A 17,170-nucleotide genomic window follows, 5' to 3' on the forward strand; every position below is an offset into this window, starting at 1 on the left:
GCCGGATGCCGGAGAGACTTTATTGCTGTCAGGCAAAAAGTCCTTATTGTGTTATGGACTTTCTTACAAACTCCCGAAGCAAGACTTCGGATTACTCCACCAATGCCAGATCCAACTCGTCGATGAGTAGCTGCAATGCGGGATTGCGTTGTATCATCTTCGCGAGAATCATCTGTGGCGTATCCTCCATCAGCAGGAAGTCGGCGATGTCCAGTCCCCGACTACGCTGTTCATCGATCGCCATCTTTTCCAGCAGGTCGGAACAGGTGGCAGATTTACAAATGGATTGCAGCATCTGAACTTTACGTCGCCATTCATCCGTCGCCCTAAGGTCAGGAAAGAGAACCACCTCACGCCCTTGCAGTACCTGTATGGCCTCGCTATTGAAACTGCCGTGCATCCCTCCGGTGGCGAGCCATACCAAATCGGGAATGAACAGTGCTGCAACCAGTGCCGTCTTCTCGCTTTCTACAATGCCGACTGTTCTTGTCGAGGATGAAGCGTCAGCCAGCAGATGCTCACCGAACAGGCATTGCTTCATGTGGAAATCCTGCATCTTTCTCACCGAATGTACCCAGCTGACCTGATTGAAAGGTTCCTTGATACGGTGCCCGGTTGTTGCATCATAGCCCATAATCTTGGCAGCCCGAACATTTCCGTTCCGGTCTATCTGCCAGAATACGGTCGCACCGTTCCACATCCTGGAAGTACCGACCTTGTAGATGTTGAACAGCCGATCCGTTTTCTCTTTGCCTGCCACGGTGGTAAGGTATTGATATAATGGGTTGATGTCAAACCTCTGCATGGACTGCATCACCCAATCAGAGGGAAGAAAAGAAATCTGTGGCTGCGGCTTAGGCAATGGCTTTACTGTCGGTTTTACAACCATTGATATGCCTTTGCCATACTCGTCTTTCCCGGTCAAAGTTTCCTTGACAATAGGATTATCATTAAAATACTCCTTGGGTGAATAGTGGTAGCCGCAACTGTTGATGTGGTCGCACTTGCCCACATTGTCAGGAAACGAAACCTGTCCTTCCTCGTCAATGTATCGGGTAAAACAGGCTTTCCTGCCGCATTCGGGACAGACGGTCTTGCTGCCCGGTCTGTATTTCTGGAGATGGAATCTGTATTCACTCATAGCTCTGTCTTTTTGATTCCTGCAAACCGAAAGGTCATTTGCAGTCTGCAGTCCTTGCAGTTTTGCAGGAAATTCCCGTTTTCAATGCCCCGAAACTGCAAGACTGAAAAAACTGCAAGCTGCAACAGGAAGTATTTCTTTGCAGTCTTTGGTTGATTATTCATATTCGTGTGTGGAAGACTTGCCGGATTCATACATGACTTTCTCGTAATGCCCGGCCTTTGCTTTCCGCAGAAGCCGGCTGTGGCATAATTCCTTGAGATAGTTCATCACCGTGCGCTCACTGACACCCTGCTGCTCCTTGCCTATGGCAATGGCTGTCTTAGTATCGAATGTGTCAGGCAACATCGACAGCAGTACCTTCGGCGGGTCTTCACAGGTGTCGTTCGCCACGAAAGAGCGGATGCGGACATATGAATTCTCGAAATAGTCATTCAGGCGTATGGCGGCTTTCACCGATACCATATCCACAAATTGCAGGTGGCTCTCGCCGGACGCGTGCCGCAGCACCTGCATGAGCAGAGCCAGCCGTGCCACATGAGCCGGATGTTTCATCTCACGGCTGTCCACCTCGGCATCGTCCTCTATTTTATTGATGCGTTCCACCTTACTGTTCCACCATGAAAAGAAGTATTCCTTGGCCTCCCTGTCCATAGACAGCACGTGGGGTATTCTCTCTTCCGCTTCGGTGTCATAGTCCAAGGCAAGCACTTTGTCCAGTATATTCTCCCAGCGTGTAGCAGTTGCAGACATCTTCTCCCCGTCATCGTCCCGGTTTACCCATTCTGACATTCGGGACGATTTGGGCAATACGAACAGGATGCGGTCAAGCAGTCCGTTTTCCTCGAACCCTTTCCTGAGAAGTTCATGCACACGCTTGGTCTGTGTACCCCCAATGATGTTGATACACGGATGTTCTATATGAACAGGAATAGTATTACTTACCCTTGTCACGTCCAAAGCCCCGCCACTCCATGCGGTAAGCAGCTGTTCTATGAGCTGCCCGTTTGTGTAGCGGTTGGCAGAATTGAACATGCCCATTATCTCATCCACCAAGATGACCACGCTTCGGGGATTGTTATTGTGTGTCAGCAAGAGCGATTCGGGAGTGAAGTCGGAGATGATGGTACGTTTCAGAACAGGCTTCCTTCCGTTTTCTCCTGCCGCTTTCCATGCTTCCATCTCTGCTTCATACGCCTTGAACAAGGCATAGTCATGCTTTCGGATAGGGCGGTATGCCGCCTCCAGCGGTGGTGTCTTGCCCAGTCCGGGTCTGCCTACCAGGATGACATACAATGCACCGTTACTCTGCCAGTCGCCTTTTATGCGGATGCGGTATGTGCCGCCCAAAGCCGCAGACACAGCCGACAGCATTGATGTTGCGATGAACTCAATCTTGTAGTTCTCGTATTTGGCCATGTCAAGTATGATTGACTGCACGCTCTGGGGAAACACATCCAGGGGGAATCCCGTATCTTCGGTATGCTCCGCTTCCATGCGTATCCGGTTGCACAGTTCAAGCCGGGTGTTCCTGATGTCAGCCATTTCTCTTCTTGTAATAGGATGTCACACTATCAGACTTGCCTCCCGTCTGCACACGGCGCACATCGGACTTGGCATACATGTTCTTGTTGCCGACCTTGACGGGGACAAGATAACCGCGCTTCGCCCACAGGTTGAGCGTACCCTCGCATACGTTCAACAGTCCACGGACTTGTTTCGTATTCAGCCAGCCTTCTTCCGCTTCACGCTGCATGGCTGCTTTCCGCTCTTCCTGTTGCGCCATGATGGTGCGCTGCACGATGGACTCCGCAAACATTTTAAGGTCCGCGGGAGTGACTTCCAGTTTCACGTTCGCACCCTGTTCGACCAGACTTTCAATCGTAATCATAAATATCAGCTTTTGAAGTTTTTGACGGCCATCTTCAAAAGTTCCCTGATGCTCCGCTTCCGATGGCTTATAAAAGAGAAGCACCGCCAAATCCTCGGGAAAAGGATTGACGGTGCAAAAGTATATATGAATTAAAACAGATTGATATATAATGGATTGTCTTAAATTGTCATGACAATTCAAATCTGTATGACCATATAAAACGGCTTTATTTTACTCTATTCTACCATATCTGTTTCTTTATCCGTGCCGATAATATTTCTGATTGACCCCACTAATGTCTGGAACAACTCCCGGTTCTCGTCACTTTCGATAAGCAGCGCCGACTGGTCTTTGCCGTCCTTGATGACGTGCCTTGTCGTTTTCAGAGACCCGACCGCCTGCCGTATGGCACTCTCGCTTTTCAGCGTCAGCAAGTCCGGGAATTGCAAGGCCAGTCCTGTGCTGTATTCCTTGGCCGTATGCATACCGGCAACCAGGCGCAACTCCTTCAATACATAGAACGGCAGTGCCTGATGGACGGCATTTGTATTGACAGTGACAAAATTGCGGATGCATTGTATTACAGCCTCCTTGTTCTCGCAATCAAGATATTCTGCAAGTGGTCGCTCCTGTATCTTTTTCTTTCCGGCTGTACGTTGTGCTGTTGTTGTATCAATATTGGTTTCCTCTAAATTTGTTGTACAGGCGTTATTGTCATTGCCAGCCTTCATTTCATCTGTGACGGACTGTAACGCCCATTCACCGATATTGCCTTTCCTAATGGCATCGTTCATGGAAAAATATCTGTCCCAGTCAGCTTTGGTGCGGAAACCGTTTTTAATGGATACATCTATAATCTGTTTGGCAACAAAAGAGCAACTTTGCCTGTCGGCATTATCCACTTTCGGGTGCTTCATCTGCTTGTCTATCATGCTGACCATCGCCTCGAAACTCTTGCCGTAATACAGCCAACTCAGTACAAGCGGTGCCGAAAGGGTAATATGTCGGTATTTGCCGCTAAAAAAGGATTTTACCCTGCCCCATAATGAAACCAGTACCGAATCGTTTGAATTATTGTTTTCCCTTTGCTTCTGAAACGTCTCCACAATCTGTTTTGGCACAGATTCCTCCTTGAACAGCAGGTCTATATCGTTGAAATCATCCTTACTGTCATCGTTCCAGCATAACTCCCATTCCGTTTTGATTTTAGGCAGTTGCTTGAATATGCTCCGGCAGATGGCCAGGTACTGCCTTTCGTCACCGTTTGTCATCAGGCGTGCGAAACGGCAATATTCCTCCCTGTGAGTGTTTTTCCATTGGAGAATATCTGCCTTAAACTGTTCGTATGTCAGTTTATGCTCGTCCATATTCATGCTGCTTTATCGGGTTGAATATAAATAGGGTATAAGAAATGAGGGAAACGGTCAATCCAACAGGTTTACCAGCTCCTTCTTCATCTCGTCATCAATCTTGCGGTATCTGGCGAAAGCCCGGCTTCCTTCCGAATGCCCCGACATGGAGGCAATCAGGTTCGGGTCCTTGACCTGCTTGTAAAGGTTGCCTATAAAGGTTTTCCGTGCCGTGTGGGTGGTCGCCACCTCATATAAAGGCTTTGCCACATCCTTGCGTGTCTTCGGGTCAAGCACCCTGACCATACGGTCGATGCCCACATACTTGAGGATTTCCTTTATCTTCCTGTTGTAGCCGAAGTGCGAGAACCGGGGAAGCAGCGCGTCTTCCAGATCCTTGTACCGTTCCAGTATATCCAGTGCCTTTTGATTCAAAGGAACTCGTACCGTGTTGGCGTGTTCCAGTTTGGTCTTTTGCGGGATATACTCCACACAGCCGTCAACGATGTTCGCCTTGGTCAGCCTGTTCAGGTCGCTGACACGGCAGCCGATAAGGCACTGGAACATGAATATGTCACGGTAGACCGGATAGGTTGCACCCAATCCGCTCAAATCGGCATAGTACACTTTGTCCCGCTCTTCAAGAGTAAGATAGAACGGGTCACCATACATGGGCTGGGTAATCTGGTACTGGTCAAACGGATTGTTTCTTGTCAGTCCGCGCTTGATGCACCACTTGATGACGGTACGGATGCGGTAGAGACTGCCCGACATGCTGTTTTCGGAACGCTTCTGCTCGACATTGCGGCGCAGTTCGTTCTGATAGAATGCCGGGTACATATCCACATACCTGTATTCTTCCTGTATCCAGAACTTGAAGTCCCTTATGTCATCTGCCGTGATGGAGTCGATGCAGAGGTGGAATCCGCGCTGGTGCATGACCTCGTGCTGGAAACGCTCGTAGCGCAGCACCTTGTTGAGATTGTCCAGATGGTGCTTCATGCTGTCGTGCGCAAGCGGAGTCTCGTCGATATATTTTTGTATCTGATATGACAGCAGGTATTCTTCTGCCTTGTTTCCGCCCCTTGCGTTGATGTTGGGATGGTGGTATTCCTCTATCAGCCCTTTCAGCCAGTTGCCGTCCACGCCACGGTGGTATTCCTTGGTGATAAGGTGGGTTATCTGCTGGATGTCCCTGTCGAAGTTCATCCGCTTCTCTTCCGATACCAGGGCCACACGGGGCTTGTACCCCTGCTTCTCCGCGCTCCAGTGGTTGGGATTGATGGACAGTTCGCTTGCAGCCTTGATGTCCACTCCGCCAACATCCCGGACACGGAAATAGACACGTGCCAGATCCGTCACGTTGTTCTTGGCCGATGTCTTTCTGATGAATGCCGTCACTTTCATATATGTATCCTTTTTAAGTTTCCTAATTTATCATTTCAACCAGCTTGCGCTTCATGTCGTCGTCAATGGTGCGGTAACGTCTGAACGCCTTGCTTCCCTCCACGTGTCCCGACATGGAGGCTATCAGGTTCGGGTCGGGTACCTGCTTGTACAGGTTGCCTACAAAGGTCTTCCGTGCCGTATGGCTGCTAGCCACCTCGTACAAGGGTCTTTGCACGGTATTGTAGCCGTGCGTGTCAAGGATGGTGACCATACGGTCTATACCGCAATGCTTCAGCAGCTCCCTTATGCCGAGGTTATAGATGTGTATAGACTTGAATGGAAGTAATTTATCCGCATTTGCATCATAGCGTTCCAGTATCTTCAATGCCTTTTCATGTAATGGTACTCTGACGGTCTTTGCCTGACCCTTCTTTGTCTTCTGCGGCATGTATTCTACAAAGCCGTCTCTGATATTCTCCCTTGTCAGCCTGTAAAGGTCACTGACACGGCAGCCGATATAGCAGTGAAACACGAAAATGTCCCGGATGACCGCCAGTTTGGGGTTGTCACCTAGATCCGCATCGTACAGGATATTCCTTTCCTCTGACGTAAGAAAGAACGGATCGCCGTATGTCGGTTCCTTGCAGCCATAGAGGGCATAGACCTCGTTGTCGGAATACTTCATTTTCTTGCACCAGTGCAGGAACGTACAGAAGAGGTTCATGATGTTGATGACGGTCGTGTTGGACAGCGGCTTGGGCTTATGGTTGATGAGCATACGAGTGGCATAAAATTCGGGATGTTCCTGACGCAGCAGGTATTCATCTGCGACATAATCCCGGAAATCGTTCATCTGTTCCAGTGTGACGGTTTCCACAAAGAGGGTGAAATCTGTGTTGCCCAGTATCTCCCGTTGGTAGTCGTGGTAACGTGACATCTTGCGCTCGAAGCGTATGATGTGCTCCTTGGTTCTCTCCGCACCGTCAAACTTCTCCAAATATTCATGAATACGGCAGAGCAGGTTCGGATGGTTGCGCTCGAAGGCGCGGACAGGGTACAGCACGTCCTCTATGGCCTGCTTCAGCCACTTGCTGTTCGCCTTATCCGAAAAGGTCTTTTCTACCCTCTCGATGATGGCGGCTATCTGTTCGGGTAAGCGTTTCTGTTCGGTGGCAGGTACTGCCGTCGTGCGTCTATAACTGAGCGTGTCCGCATCCCAATACTTGTCATATACGGCAAGGGGAGAAACGACCTTTATGTCCACGTTCTTCTCCCTGACCCGGAAGCAGATGTTCGAGGTCTGGGAATCGCTCTTTTTCAGATATACGGAAACTTTCATCGGCAATGCGTTTTTGATTCACGATGCAAAGGTACAATAATTCCCATACATGTTCCCATATATCCCGAAGAAACTTGAAACGGATTAAAACAAATTAAGATGTCTGTCCCGAATCCGATACCACATAAAACGCTGTATATTAACGATTATATTTGCAATTGTTATGCTTTTGTTTTCATTTTCGAGTTTTCAGAATATATATCAAAACATATATTGCAGTTCCACGCTTCTTTTTACATCCGGGTCGTTCTCACCGCTATCTATAAATTTCCGTTTTATATGTTGCAGGCACGGGATGCCTGTGATATGGGGATAAGCATCGCTTTCGAGTTTCCGGTAAGGTGAGTAGCCGTCACTTTTATGATGCCCTTGCAACTGCCTAATTCGTTAAGAATAACTCTTTCAGACCGGGAGCCGCCATCATAGAGCAAGTATATCATCCCGGTGTTTATACCCACAACCACCCAGAGGTATCCCTTGCGGACTCCTTTTCCCTTACTGTTCTTTTCCGGGACGAGTATTTTGTAATAGGTTTCATCGGCTGCCTTATAAGGATCACTCAAAGCTGTCTGCCGGATGCACTTATAAAGATTTTCGAAGAGGCTTGAGGCTTTTTCTATCAACTTATGAGCCGTAGGTTTCTTCAGCGTAAAACCATAACCCTCGAAGTAGTTGATGATTCTTTCAACAGGTAGCGATTGTATATAACGTAATTCCATCAATCCGGCAATAAATGAACCGTCATAGCTGGAATTCAAGAAGGCCGAAGCCGGTGTTTTTCCCTCAAACAGGCGACCTTCTTGCCTATAGGTGTGTATCTTGTAGACATGCTTGATGAAGCGCATGGGTATACATTCATAGCGGACGCATATCCTGGGAACAGTGGTAAACAACCGGGCCTTATTGATGTCAAAATCGGGATCATCGGGATAAACGACATGTTCTTCTTCCTCCATCTCATAATGCATATCACGTTTGGCCCCATTGTTCTTTCTTGCTTTACGCTTATCTGCTTTTTCCGCTTCTATCTTCTGCCGCTCTTCTTCGGATATGGCAGATTGGGGAGCCTGTTGCTGTTCGGATGTGTTGGATACAAGTTTGGCGAGTCCCTTAGTAAGGCGCTGTTGCTTGCTAAGAGATTCGCCTTTTTGAAGGAGTGCCTCTTTAAGGGAAGAAACCTCCTTTATCAAAGCATCTATTTGGTCCAAGAGTCTGTTGTTGTCATCTCGTAATCCCTTGATTTGTTCCTTCAATAACTCTATGATCTCATCCTTTTTCATGGCATAAAGATATAAAAAATCAACAAATTAGCCAAATAAACCGGATGATATCTTTAGAACAAACAACTAATAATCAGAATGTTGTATTAGATCGCAAAACGTTTTCTCAACCGTACAGACTTTAATGAACTCCATTTAAGATAAAAGACAAAACCTGATAAGAAATCTCGTAATTACCTGTGTTGGGGTTAAATGTCGGTAACTCAAAACTTCCACCTTCGAGGCGCTTGTAGTACAGAAGAAAGCCATCGCCATCCCAACGCAGTATTTTTACACTTTGTCGGTTTTTACCAAAGAATAAAAAGATATCTCCGGAAACGGGAGACAAGTCCTTCATTTCCGATCGTATAATTTTGAATAAACCGTCAATGCCAAGGTTCATACGAACAAAGCCCTGGTACAGATAGTAGCGATTGGCTGATGTTAGAGAATACATGGATCTCCCTCCTTTCTTTCGTAATCGCGCAACATTTTAATAACACCACTGGGTGTGGCCCGTTTGAACGAAATGGTGGTTCCACTGTTAAAGGTGATTGTGATCCCGGCAAGACTAAACTCTTCTTCCGACAACATGGCGGGTGCTATTTGAGTGAATGAAGGAAAGGAAGTTGTCGGTTGGGAGGGGGCAACGCCGCCATAATAATCACGGACTACATCTGCCTTGGCTTGTTTAACGCTATAGCCCCGTCTGGACATCCAGGAACTCATACCACCAAAAGTGGTATGCTGATCGCGGCAAACATCGGCTAAAGAACAATTGTAGTCTACTTTCAATACTTCAAGGAAATGTTTCCAAGTTTTTCCAAATCGATTTGCTGCTAAATCCATAATGCTTCATTTTTATACATAGCAAAAATATAAGAATGAAAAAAGGGCGACAAGATAGAATCGCGAAGACGCTTACCCCTGCTTGCTCTTCTTTATTATTTTTTAAGGAAAAAAATGGAATTTCTCGGGCAGAGCCCTTTCCCAAGAAAAGAGAAAAGACCATGCGAAATGAAATGAATATAAAAAATATGTGACAGAAAAACGGATATATATTATGTCTATACAGGAACAAACTGCAAGGTTATATGGCAGATACGGATGTGCACCGGATTTCAGGTCTTGAAAGACACGGAGAAATCCGGAAAGGCACTGGCATTGCCATTTTGTAAGAGATTCCTTCGGAAGCTATCGGCAAGTGGCCGGTGGACAAACCGGAAGACAATACGGCAGACTTTATCAAACCGATTCTGAAAATCAAGAAAAGTACAACACCTGTTTCTGCATAATCTTCCCGAAAAAAAGAAAATGAACAATACCTGACAGTATTCTTTCATTAAGCGGATACCGCCAGTAATGATCAGATTGCCGATAGAAATGCGCATGAACATTCCTGTCCATGAACGAATAAAAATATTGGTAATCTGAAAATGATGGCGGAGAACCGGACATGCCTGGTAGCGTCAAGAAGGAACAAAAAGAAGCGGGCAGGATTATTTTGAATGGTCCTCTTTTTCCACGAATCCGATAGGTATACATTCTAAATTGCCGTGTCACTTTTAAAAAAAATAGCCATTCAATATATCCATCCAATACTTAATGTCAATACATTAAAGTGTTTTAATATTAAAACATTAAAATATCAAAATGTTGAAATATTAAAACTTTAGTCATAAATACCTGTACATGAAGTCATGCAGGTGTTGTTTTATGATATTTATTTACCCATACATGTTATATTATCATTAAAAATATCAGACACCTAATTCTGTAACCCACACTTGATCTTATGTGGAAAATCAATGGATATTCTTTTTTTCAAAAGAATGCTGACGGTTCAATTTAAAAACATTTTAATATCAGAATATTTTAATTTTAAAATTGTTTGATATTTTAAAATTAAAATATTAATACGGACAGGTATGGAGTTGTAATCCGTATCTTTGCCCCATGTCCTTTTAGAAAAAGGAAATATGCCATCATGCCTCCTAAAAATGTCTATATTTGCGTTTCAATAATATAAATGATATGAACAGAACTAAGGACGCATACAGACACCAATCAAACAACAGAGTCATCATGTGGTACAAAATAAGAGAATTATATTTAAAAGGATTTAACAAAAGTCAGATTGCGTTCCAGCTTGGTCTGCATAGAAGTACGGTGCGCCGGTACTTGAAAATGGATGAGGACACATTGACTGCAAAATTGCAGCATCGCAGGCGATATCCCCGCATACTTGACAAATACGAAAGTTATGTCTGTGACGTTCTTTCCCGGTACAGGTTCCTGTCCGCCTCCCAGATTCATGACTGGATGAAGGAACAGTATCCTGATCTTCCTGTTGTCTTCGGGAAAACCGTATACAATTTTGTGGAAACTGTACGTCGTAAGTATAATCTGAACAAGGAGGGCCTTTCCAAACGTGTTTATGAGAAAATGCCGGATACCCCTTACGGGGAATATGCCCAGATGGATTTCGGAGAAAGCCGCATGCCCACATACAGGGACGACTTTGTCAAAGTTTATTTTTTTGTCATGGTGATGAGCCGTTCCAAACAGAAGTTCGTGTATTTTTCCTGTACGCCTTTCACATCAGCCCTAGCCGTATATGCCCATGAACTGGCTTTCGCATATTTCGGAGGGAAGCCGAGAAGGATAATCTATGACCAGGACAAAGTCCTGCTGGTCAGAGAAAACCTGGGTGACCTCATATTGACAAGAACGTTCCGTGCCTTTGTCAACGAGCAGCATTTCCAGCCCGTATTCTGCCGTCCTGCTGACCCGGAAAGCAAGGGAAAAGTGGAAAATGTGGTCAAATATGTCAAGCGTAACTTTCTTGCCGGACGGACATTTAACAGTCTGGAAGTCCTTAACACCGAGGTCCTGCAATGGTTGGAAAAAACAGGAAACGGCAAGATACATGGAACCACACGCCTAGTTCCGGCTGAGGAATTTGAGATTGAACGGAAATATCTGTTGCCATACTATGGAGAATCGGTGCCCCCCCAAAGACGAGCCGAAAGAGTATCATGTCCGCAAGGACAATACGGTACGGTACCGGACCAACTACTACAGTGTACCCTCCAGCACCTATAGAAACCGGAACACCGTTGTGTGGCTTCTTGAGAATAACGGATATATCGAACTGTACGACAAAGAGAGCGGCAAACTCATATGCAGGCATGAGTTGTGTCCCGGAAAAGGGAAAAATGTATGTGACAAAAGACATCATAAGGACAAGACATGGAGTGTGAATGACTTGCAGGTCCGGATCCGAAAGCGGACGGAAGATGACCCCACCGTTATTCTGTGGCTCCGGAATCTGGAAAGGGAAAAGCCGCGCTATTACAGGGACAATATGAAACTGCTGCTTCATGTGATATCCGAATACGGCAAAGAAACAGTGATAGCAGCCCTGCGGACCTGTCTGGAAAAGAACATATACAACAGCCTTTCCGTGCAGGAAATATCCGGCTCAATCCACAGAAGCAAGGACAATATGGACGGGATGACTATCCAAGCTCCGACATCCATTCCGGAAACAGCGGACTGTCATCCTGAAAAAACAGATATAAACCAATATAACAAGTTTTTTGAATGATACAAAGTGAAAAATTGAAAGAACACGCCAGACGTCTGCGGCTTTATAACATTGCAAACCGCATGGACAGCATTCTGCATCATGCACAGGAAGAAAAACCGACCTACTCGGAATTCCTGTCCCTGGTATTAGGTACCGAAGTTGAAATGAAAGAGAGGAAAGACTACGAGAGACGACTTGTTGCGGTACGTCTGCCCCGGAAACATGATCTTGACGAATATGACTACAATTTTTATGAGGGCATAGACCGCCGGCAGATGAAGGAGCTTCGTGAACTGGTATGGTTCCGTGAAACTTATAACTTGATCCTGATAGGACCATCAGGAACCGGAAAGACATTTCTGGCAGCCGGTCTTGTCTTTGATGCGGTCAAGACCGGTTACAAGGCATACCTGATGACAATGGAGGATATCGTAAATTGTCTCAGGCTTAAAGATATCTCAACTCCGGCCATGATGACTTATAACAAGATTCTGCGCGCACAGCTGCTGGCAATAAATGATATCATGCTGTTTCCTGTGAAAAGAAAGGAAGCTACAGCTTTTTTCAATCTTATAAACACACTGCATGAGAAGACATCCATCATCATTACAACCAACAAGGCACCTACAGAATGTGTAGAAACATTAAATGATGAAATCCTTGCCAATGCTCTGCTTGACCGATTGCTTTATCGATGTAAAGTCATCAAGTTTTACCGACAGTAGCTACCGGTTAGAAAACAGGCAGACTATTTTAAGACTACAACAGGAACGAGAAACGAACTTGTAAAGCCTTAGTTACTGGTGTATTCAGTGGCATATTTAACTTTTCTAAAAAAAGACACAAGAAAATTTGCAAATTACAGTTGTAGCATCCCTCGACACGGTAGATCTCGTTTACAATGAAATGGAACACCCCCCAGTCTTCCATTCCAAATTTATTTTTTAGTCTTTTTACTTTCGTATCATAGAAATGATCGGTCTCGAACCTAAAATAGGTGAAAACCTTTTTAGTTGTTTTTGGCATAAGCTTTATATTTAAAGTGGATAATACATCAGCTGGCCGAAAGTTCGGACTCCTTGGGGATACCAGGATACCGGGAGAGCATGCCACAGGACCTGACATGGTCCATATAGTTCGCTGTATGTCGGCGGAAGTCAGGCCCCAGTGCTTCCTGAAAAGCTCGTCATTGAACAGGCCGACCTGTATGCAGCCGTTGACAATTCTTGTGACATCTTCCAAAGAGGCATTCCAGTACTGTGCCGTTTCCTCGCACCACAGCAGGAGGTAACTCCCGTTGTGGAGTGTCTCGTTCACGAGATACTGATAGATGCTGTAACCGAAAAAACCGTATTGGCGGGTGAGTCTTCTGACTTTCATGTCAGAAAATTGGGAAGTGCTGAGCTCATAGCAAAGATGTGTCCCGCATTCCAGTCGCCGTACAGCCCGTGACAGGCGGCTTGTTCCGTTTGTAAAGCTTTGGGTATTCATATATAATTAATGTATAATGTTTGCTGTTAAGGGTTATGTATATGACGGACTGGGCTCCCACTCCTTGGGGGAGTGGTGCCGATAATTATCTGACCGGAGGAATGTGGTGCTTCTTCCGGATGAACTGGACATAATTGTGGACGGTCTTCTCGCAGACGTGCGGAAAGTCCGGATAATGTTCCCGCAAGTAGTCGCCAATACGACTGCTGGAAATGGAGGGGAGACTGATAAGAAGGGATGCGACGGCCTGCTCGTAGGCATGGAGCTTGTAATGCCGTTCTTTTTGCTGAAGGACTTCCTCGGAGCTTAGGGATTGGAGATGTCGTACCGTATTACGGGACACACCAAGACGACGGGCTGTCCGCGCAATGTTGATTTCCCATGAATGAAGATCAAGGAATATGTATTTTTCTGATAAATTTACCGCATCCATAATCTTTTAGACCGTAACTGGGACATTCCAGATTACGAATCTTTGATGCAGCTAAATTACCGCCCCCACTAATAGCTGGAACCCATACATAAAGAATTTTAAGACAATCTATACAGATGCCAACTGTTATGAAAGCCTGATGCATTTTCCAACTGATGTAAAATTGCTTCGGGAACGTATTGAATAAACGTACAGCATGATGTGCAGCATCAACGCTTCCCTTAGAAAGCATCGCATGAGGACGAAGTACAATAATATTGCAAAAGCAAATCTTACTTACAGGACTTTCTTCATCCACCAGCTTATACAGTATCTATCGGGGGGGTAGGTCTGGTGTTTTACTGCCTCTTTCTTTATAGATAGGGAAACGCAAGCAAAATGTATTTCCCACAATAGGCATCCCATTATATCCTATATAACTTTTGTTTACTTTATTGTTTCTAAAATATCGGGCAGATATGCCTGACTTACGGATTTTCCGTTGTTTACAGAGTCTCTGATTTGTATATTCAATCAATAAAACAAAAAACAAACTTAATCATACATTAAATCTTTTTCAAGAGTCTGTAATCCGAAGTTGCCAAAAGGCTACAGCAGCTGCAGTAGCCACATTGAGCGAATCCACTCCATGCGCCATAGGGATACGGACTACAATAATCAGCTTCAGCGATTGTTTTGTAAGAAAGCCCCTCCCCCTCTGTTCCCATCACAATAGCCAACCGAGGTTCAGCCGCCAATATGGGATGATCTATAGAGATAGAATCATCAGTCAACGCCATGGCAGCAGTACGGAAACCCAACTTGTTCAAATCGCCAATCGTACCATCCAACCATGTCCATGGAACCAAGAACACCGAACCCATAGACACCCTTACCGCACGGCGATTCAACGGATCGCAAGAATTGCGTGTCAACAAAACAGCATCTATCCCAAGAGCAGCTGCCGAACGGAATATCGCCCCGATATTGGTAGTGTCTACCACACCGTCAATGACTACAATCCGCCGGGTATCCCGGCAGATCTCTTCCATAGAGGGCAACACCGGACGACGCATAGCACATAATACACCACGTGTCAGAACATAGCCAGTCAACGTAGCCAACAACTCTCTATCACCCGTATAAACGGGCACATCACCACAACGCTTGATAATGTGAGCAGCACTGCCAGAGATATGCTTACGCTCACACATAAGAGCAAGAGGTTCATATCCTGCATCCAAAGCCCTACTAATGACATTGGGGCTTTCGGCTATAAACACCCCTTTCCCAAGTTCTATACGCTGGCGTAACTGAGCTTCCGTCAACATGCAGAAAACATCCACTCCGGGATGTGTCAATGATGATATTTCAATAATAGGCATACACTCTTATATTATACTATTTCATTGCTTTTAATTTACATTCCAGCCTCCATTGCCACAGCTACTTTTATCACTCCATCCTGTCGGTTCTCAAAAATCTGGTAAGCCGTTTCTATCTGATCTAGCGGGAAACGATGTGTAATTAGTGGAGTGGTATCTATTTTTCCCATCTCTATCAAGCGGAGTATCTCAGCACAATCGCAACCATCTACGCCACCAGTTTTGAAGATCAGATTCTTTCCATACATATCCGGCAAAGGAAGAATCTGAGGACGGTCATAAAGAGCCACCAAAATAACGACAGCATTAGGGCGCGCACATTCCCATGCCAAGCGAAATGTATCCTCCCCTCCTGCCACTTCAAAAACTACATCCGCACCACCGTGTGGACCACTTTGCAATACAAATTCCTTACATTCTTCTGGAGTGACAACTTCTACCTGCGGATAATGTTCCCTAACAAACCGAATTCTTTCAGAAGATTGTTCACAAACAACAATGCGCTGCGGCTTTCTCAGCATCACGCAAAGCAAAGTACAGATTCCCGTAGATCCCGCACCAATGACAAGCACCGTGTCTTCTTCGGTAATCTCCGAAATGCGAGCAGCCCAAAATCCTGTAGCAAGGATATCTCCTACAAACAAAGCTTGCTCATCACTCACGGAATCGGGAATGAGATTCAAGCCTTGATCAGCATAAGGTACGCGAACATACTCCGTCTGCCCCCCATCAATCCGACATCCCAAGGCCCATCCCCCATTAGGATCAGCACAATTATTCACATATCCATGCCGGCAGAAAAAACATTCTCCACAAAAGGTTTCCACATTGACGGTAACTCGATCGCCCGGTTTGACTAATTCAACATCACGTCCTGTCTGCTCCACAATACCCACCATTTCATGCCCCACTGTTATTCCGGGAACAGCACGTGGCACACCACCATGTTTAATATGTAAGTCACTGGTACAAATACTCCCGAGAGTGACGCGCACAATAGCATCACGCGAGTCTCTCAACTCAGGCTTCGGTTTCTCTATCAATTCAAATTTTCCCTGTTTAATATAAGTATATGCCAACATGATTTCCTTTTCTTCTTTAATGGTTATCTTTATAAAACGATGCAAAGATAATATACAGACATAAATAATAGCTGCCATTTGCTGACAAAATGGCTTTCTTTATCACTTTGCCTTGCTTCTCAACTGCAAACAAATTTTACAAAGGTTTAAACACATCTCGATATTCATTAAAATTATCTTCACAGATTTAAATTCATTTCATTTCCGGCTGACATTTTGCCATCAGGCATATACTTTGCAAGAACATCAGTGTATTGCCAAAAACGACAAGATAAAAAGATTCAAAAACAGTCTAGTAACAATTTAAAATATAGGAGATTATAATTATGATGCCGACTAGAAAGTATAACAATCAGAATTGGTTACCAAGTATTTTCAACGATTTCTTTGATAATGAATGGTTGACAAGAGCAAACGCTACCGCTCCTGCAATTAATGTCATTGAAAGTGACAAAGATTATAAAGTAGAGGTTGCTGCTCCGGGTATGACTAAAGAAGATTTCAATATCCACATCAGCGAAAGCAACGAACTAGTGATCTCAATGGAGAAAAAGAATGAAACAAAAGAGGACGACCATCACAACAGAAGATATTTACGTCGTGAATTTTCTTACTCTAAGTTCGAACAAGCTTTGATTCTTCCTGAAGATGTGGTTAAGGAAAAAATCAGCGCCAATGCCAGCAACGGTGTTCTGACCATTGATTTGCCTAAACGCACTCCTGAAGAAAAAGCCAAAGTGAACAGAATCATCGAAATTCATTAATCACAGATTTTGAATATTTACAATCGGACAGTTTATAAGGTACATCTATAAAATACTATTATTTTGCATGATATAAAAGTGTGCCTTATATATT

Annotated in this window: 12 protein-coding genes and 6 pseudogenes; 4 read left to right on the top strand and 14 right to left on the bottom strand. The window is 45.1% G+C overall.

Features of this window, described 5'->3' with window-relative positions:
• Positions 1-91: 91 nt before the first annotated feature.
• The 9 genes and pseudogenes from GKD17_RS13645 to GKD17_RS13685 all read right to left on the bottom strand — a co-directional run bounded on the left by GKD17_RS13645 (position 92) and on the right by GKD17_RS13685 (position 9,199).
• Positions 92-1,141 (bottom strand): DUF6371 domain-containing protein, encoded by a 1,050-nt coding sequence (locus tag GKD17_RS13645; protein ID WP_007833343.1) that lies wholly within the window; start codon positions 1,139-1,141, stop codon positions 92-94.
• Between the two features lie 156 nt (positions 1,142-1,297).
• Positions 1,298-2,686 (bottom strand): DUF3987 domain-containing protein, encoded by a 1,389-nt coding sequence (locus GKD17_RS13650; RefSeq protein WP_007833338.1) that lies wholly within the window; start codon positions 2,684-2,686, stop codon positions 1,298-1,300.
• Positions 2,679-3,116 (bottom strand): helix-turn-helix domain-containing protein, encoded by a 438-nt coding sequence (locus GKD17_RS13655; protein WP_007833337.1) that lies wholly within the window; start codon positions 3,114-3,116, stop codon positions 2,679-2,681. Before GKD17_RS13655 ends, GKD17_RS13650 begins: the two co-directional genes overlap by 8 nt.
• Before the next feature lie 134 nt (positions 3,117-3,250).
• The gene (locus GKD17_RS13660) at positions 3,251-4,387 is read right to left on the bottom strand and encodes a DUF6043 family protein (protein WP_007833336.1); all 1,137 of its coding nucleotides are present in this window, start codon (positions 4,385-4,387) and stop codon (positions 3,251-3,253) included.
• A gap of 51 nt (positions 4,388-4,438) precedes the next feature.
• Positions 4,439-5,770, bottom strand: coding sequence for a site-specific integrase (locus GKD17_RS13665; protein WP_007833335.1), 1,332 nt, complete (start codon positions 5,768-5,770; stop codon positions 4,439-4,441).
• 22 nt (positions 5,771-5,792) lie between these two features.
• Positions 5,793-7,091, bottom strand: coding sequence for a site-specific integrase (locus GKD17_RS13670; RefSeq protein ID WP_007833334.1), 1,299 nt, complete (start codon positions 7,089-7,091; stop codon positions 5,793-5,795).
• 216 nt (positions 7,092-7,307) lie between these two features.
• Positions 7,308-8,371, bottom strand: a pseudogene (locus GKD17_RS13675) (IS66 family transposase); the annotation flags it as partial.
• Positions 8,372-8,457: 86 nt separating this feature from the next.
• Positions 8,458-8,807: pseudogene (tnpB, locus tag GKD17_RS13680) on the bottom strand (IS66 family insertion sequence element accessory protein TnpB).
• Positions 8,795-9,199 carry a hypothetical protein gene (locus GKD17_RS13685; RefSeq protein WP_007833331.1) on the bottom strand — a complete coding sequence of 135 codons (405 nt, stop codon included), beginning with the start codon at positions 9,197-9,199 and terminating at the stop codon, positions 8,795-8,797. The pseudogene tnpB and the gene GKD17_RS13685 overlap by 13 nt, the downstream one beginning before the upstream one ends.
• Positions 9,200-10,384: 1,185 nt before the next feature.
• Between GKD17_RS13685 and istA the strand changes: the two genes are divergently transcribed.
• From istA to istB, 3 genes and pseudogenes are all read left to right on the top strand, one after another.
• Positions 10,385-11,455 (top strand): IS21 family transposase, encoded by a 1,071-nt coding sequence (istA, locus tag GKD17_RS13690; protein WP_257229895.1) that lies wholly within the window; start codon positions 10,385-10,387, stop codon positions 11,453-11,455.
• Positions 11,346-11,960, top strand: coding sequence for a Mu transposase domain-containing protein (locus tag GKD17_RS23315; protein WP_229103387.1), 615 nt, complete (start codon positions 11,346-11,348; stop codon positions 11,958-11,960). The genes istA and GKD17_RS23315 overlap by 110 nt, the downstream gene beginning before the upstream one ends.
• Positions 11,957-12,731: pseudogene (gene istB / locus GKD17_RS13695) on the top strand (IS21-like element helper ATPase IstB). Before GKD17_RS23315 ends, istB begins: the two are co-directional and overlap by 4 nt.
• Positions 12,732-12,809: 78 nt before the next feature.
• Here the strand turns inward: istB and GKD17_RS23600 are convergent.
• From GKD17_RS23600 to GKD17_RS13715, 5 genes and pseudogenes are all read right to left on the bottom strand, one after another.
• Positions 12,810-12,968, bottom strand: a pseudogene (locus GKD17_RS23600) (Lin1244/Lin1753 domain-containing protein); the annotation flags it as partial.
• Positions 12,969-13,145: 177 nt separating this feature from the next.
• A pseudogene (locus GKD17_RS23605) lies at positions 13,146-13,433 on the bottom strand (DUF4373 domain-containing protein); the annotation flags it as partial.
• Positions 13,434-13,825: 392 nt separating this feature from the next.
• Complete coding sequence (locus GKD17_RS13705) at positions 13,826-14,164, bottom strand: hypothetical protein (RefSeq protein WP_227216228.1); 339 nt, start codon at positions 14,162-14,164, stop codon at positions 13,826-13,828.
• A gap of 258 nt (positions 14,165-14,422) precedes the next feature.
• Positions 14,423-15,230 (bottom strand): annotated as a pseudogene (locus GKD17_RS13710) (TrmH family RNA methyltransferase).
• A 35-nt stretch (positions 15,231-15,265) separates the two neighbouring features.
• Complete coding sequence (locus GKD17_RS13715) at positions 15,266-16,312, bottom strand: alcohol dehydrogenase (RefSeq protein WP_032935852.1); 1,047 nt, start codon at positions 16,310-16,312, stop codon at positions 15,266-15,268.
• A 326-nt stretch (positions 16,313-16,638) separates the two neighbouring features.
• On the opposite strand from GKD17_RS13715, the gene GKD17_RS13720 reads away from it, so the two are divergent.
• Positions 16,639-17,076 carry an Hsp20/alpha crystallin family protein gene (locus GKD17_RS13720; protein ID WP_007833317.1) on the top strand — a complete coding sequence of 146 codons (438 nt, stop codon included), beginning with the start codon at positions 16,639-16,641 and terminating at the stop codon, positions 17,074-17,076.
• The last annotated feature ends 94 nt before the right edge of the window (positions 17,077-17,170 follow it).

Origin of the sequence: Phocaeicola dorei (assembly GCF_013009555.1) — a bacterium.
In the GTDB taxonomy this organism is placed as follows: Bacteria; Bacteroidota; Bacteroidia; order Bacteroidales; family Bacteroidaceae; genus Phocaeicola; species Phocaeicola dorei.

Excerpts from the sequence above, each read along its gene's own strand:
- GKD17_RS13645 (WP_007833343.1), bottom strand. The coding sequence starts at position 1,141 with ATGAGTGAATACAGATTCCATCTCCAGAAATACAGACCGGGCAGCAAG.
- GKD17_RS13650 (WP_007833338.1), bottom strand. The coding sequence starts at position 2,686 with ATGGCTGACATCAGGAACACCCGGCTTGAACTGTGCAACCGGATACGC.
- GKD17_RS13660 (WP_007833336.1), bottom strand. The coding sequence starts at position 4,387 with ATGAATATGGACGAGCATAAACTGACATACGAACAGTTTAAGGCAGAT.
- GKD17_RS13665 (WP_007833335.1), bottom strand. The coding sequence starts at position 5,770 with ATGAAAGTGACGGCATTCATCAGAAAGACATCGGCCAAGAACAACGTG.
- GKD17_RS13670 (WP_007833334.1), bottom strand. The coding sequence starts at position 7,091 with ATGAAAGTTTCCGTATATCTGAAAAAGAGCGATTCCCAGACCTCGAAC.
- GKD17_RS13685 (WP_007833331.1), bottom strand. The coding sequence starts at position 9,199 with ATGGATTTAGCAGCAAATCGATTTGGAAAAACTTGGAAACATTTCCTT.
- istA (WP_257229895.1), top strand. The coding sequence starts at position 10,385 with ATGAACAGAACTAAGGACGCATACAGACACCAATCAAACAACAGAGTC.
- GKD17_RS23315 (WP_229103387.1), top strand. The coding sequence starts at position 11,346 with ATGGAGAATCGGTGCCCCCCCAAAGACGAGCCGAAAGAGTATCATGTC.
- GKD17_RS13715 (WP_032935852.1), bottom strand. The coding sequence starts at position 16,312 with ATGTTGGCATATACTTATATTAAACAGGGAAAATTTGAATTGATAGAG.
- GKD17_RS13720 (WP_007833317.1), top strand. The coding sequence starts at position 16,639 with ATGATGCCGACTAGAAAGTATAACAATCAGAATTGGTTACCAAGTATT.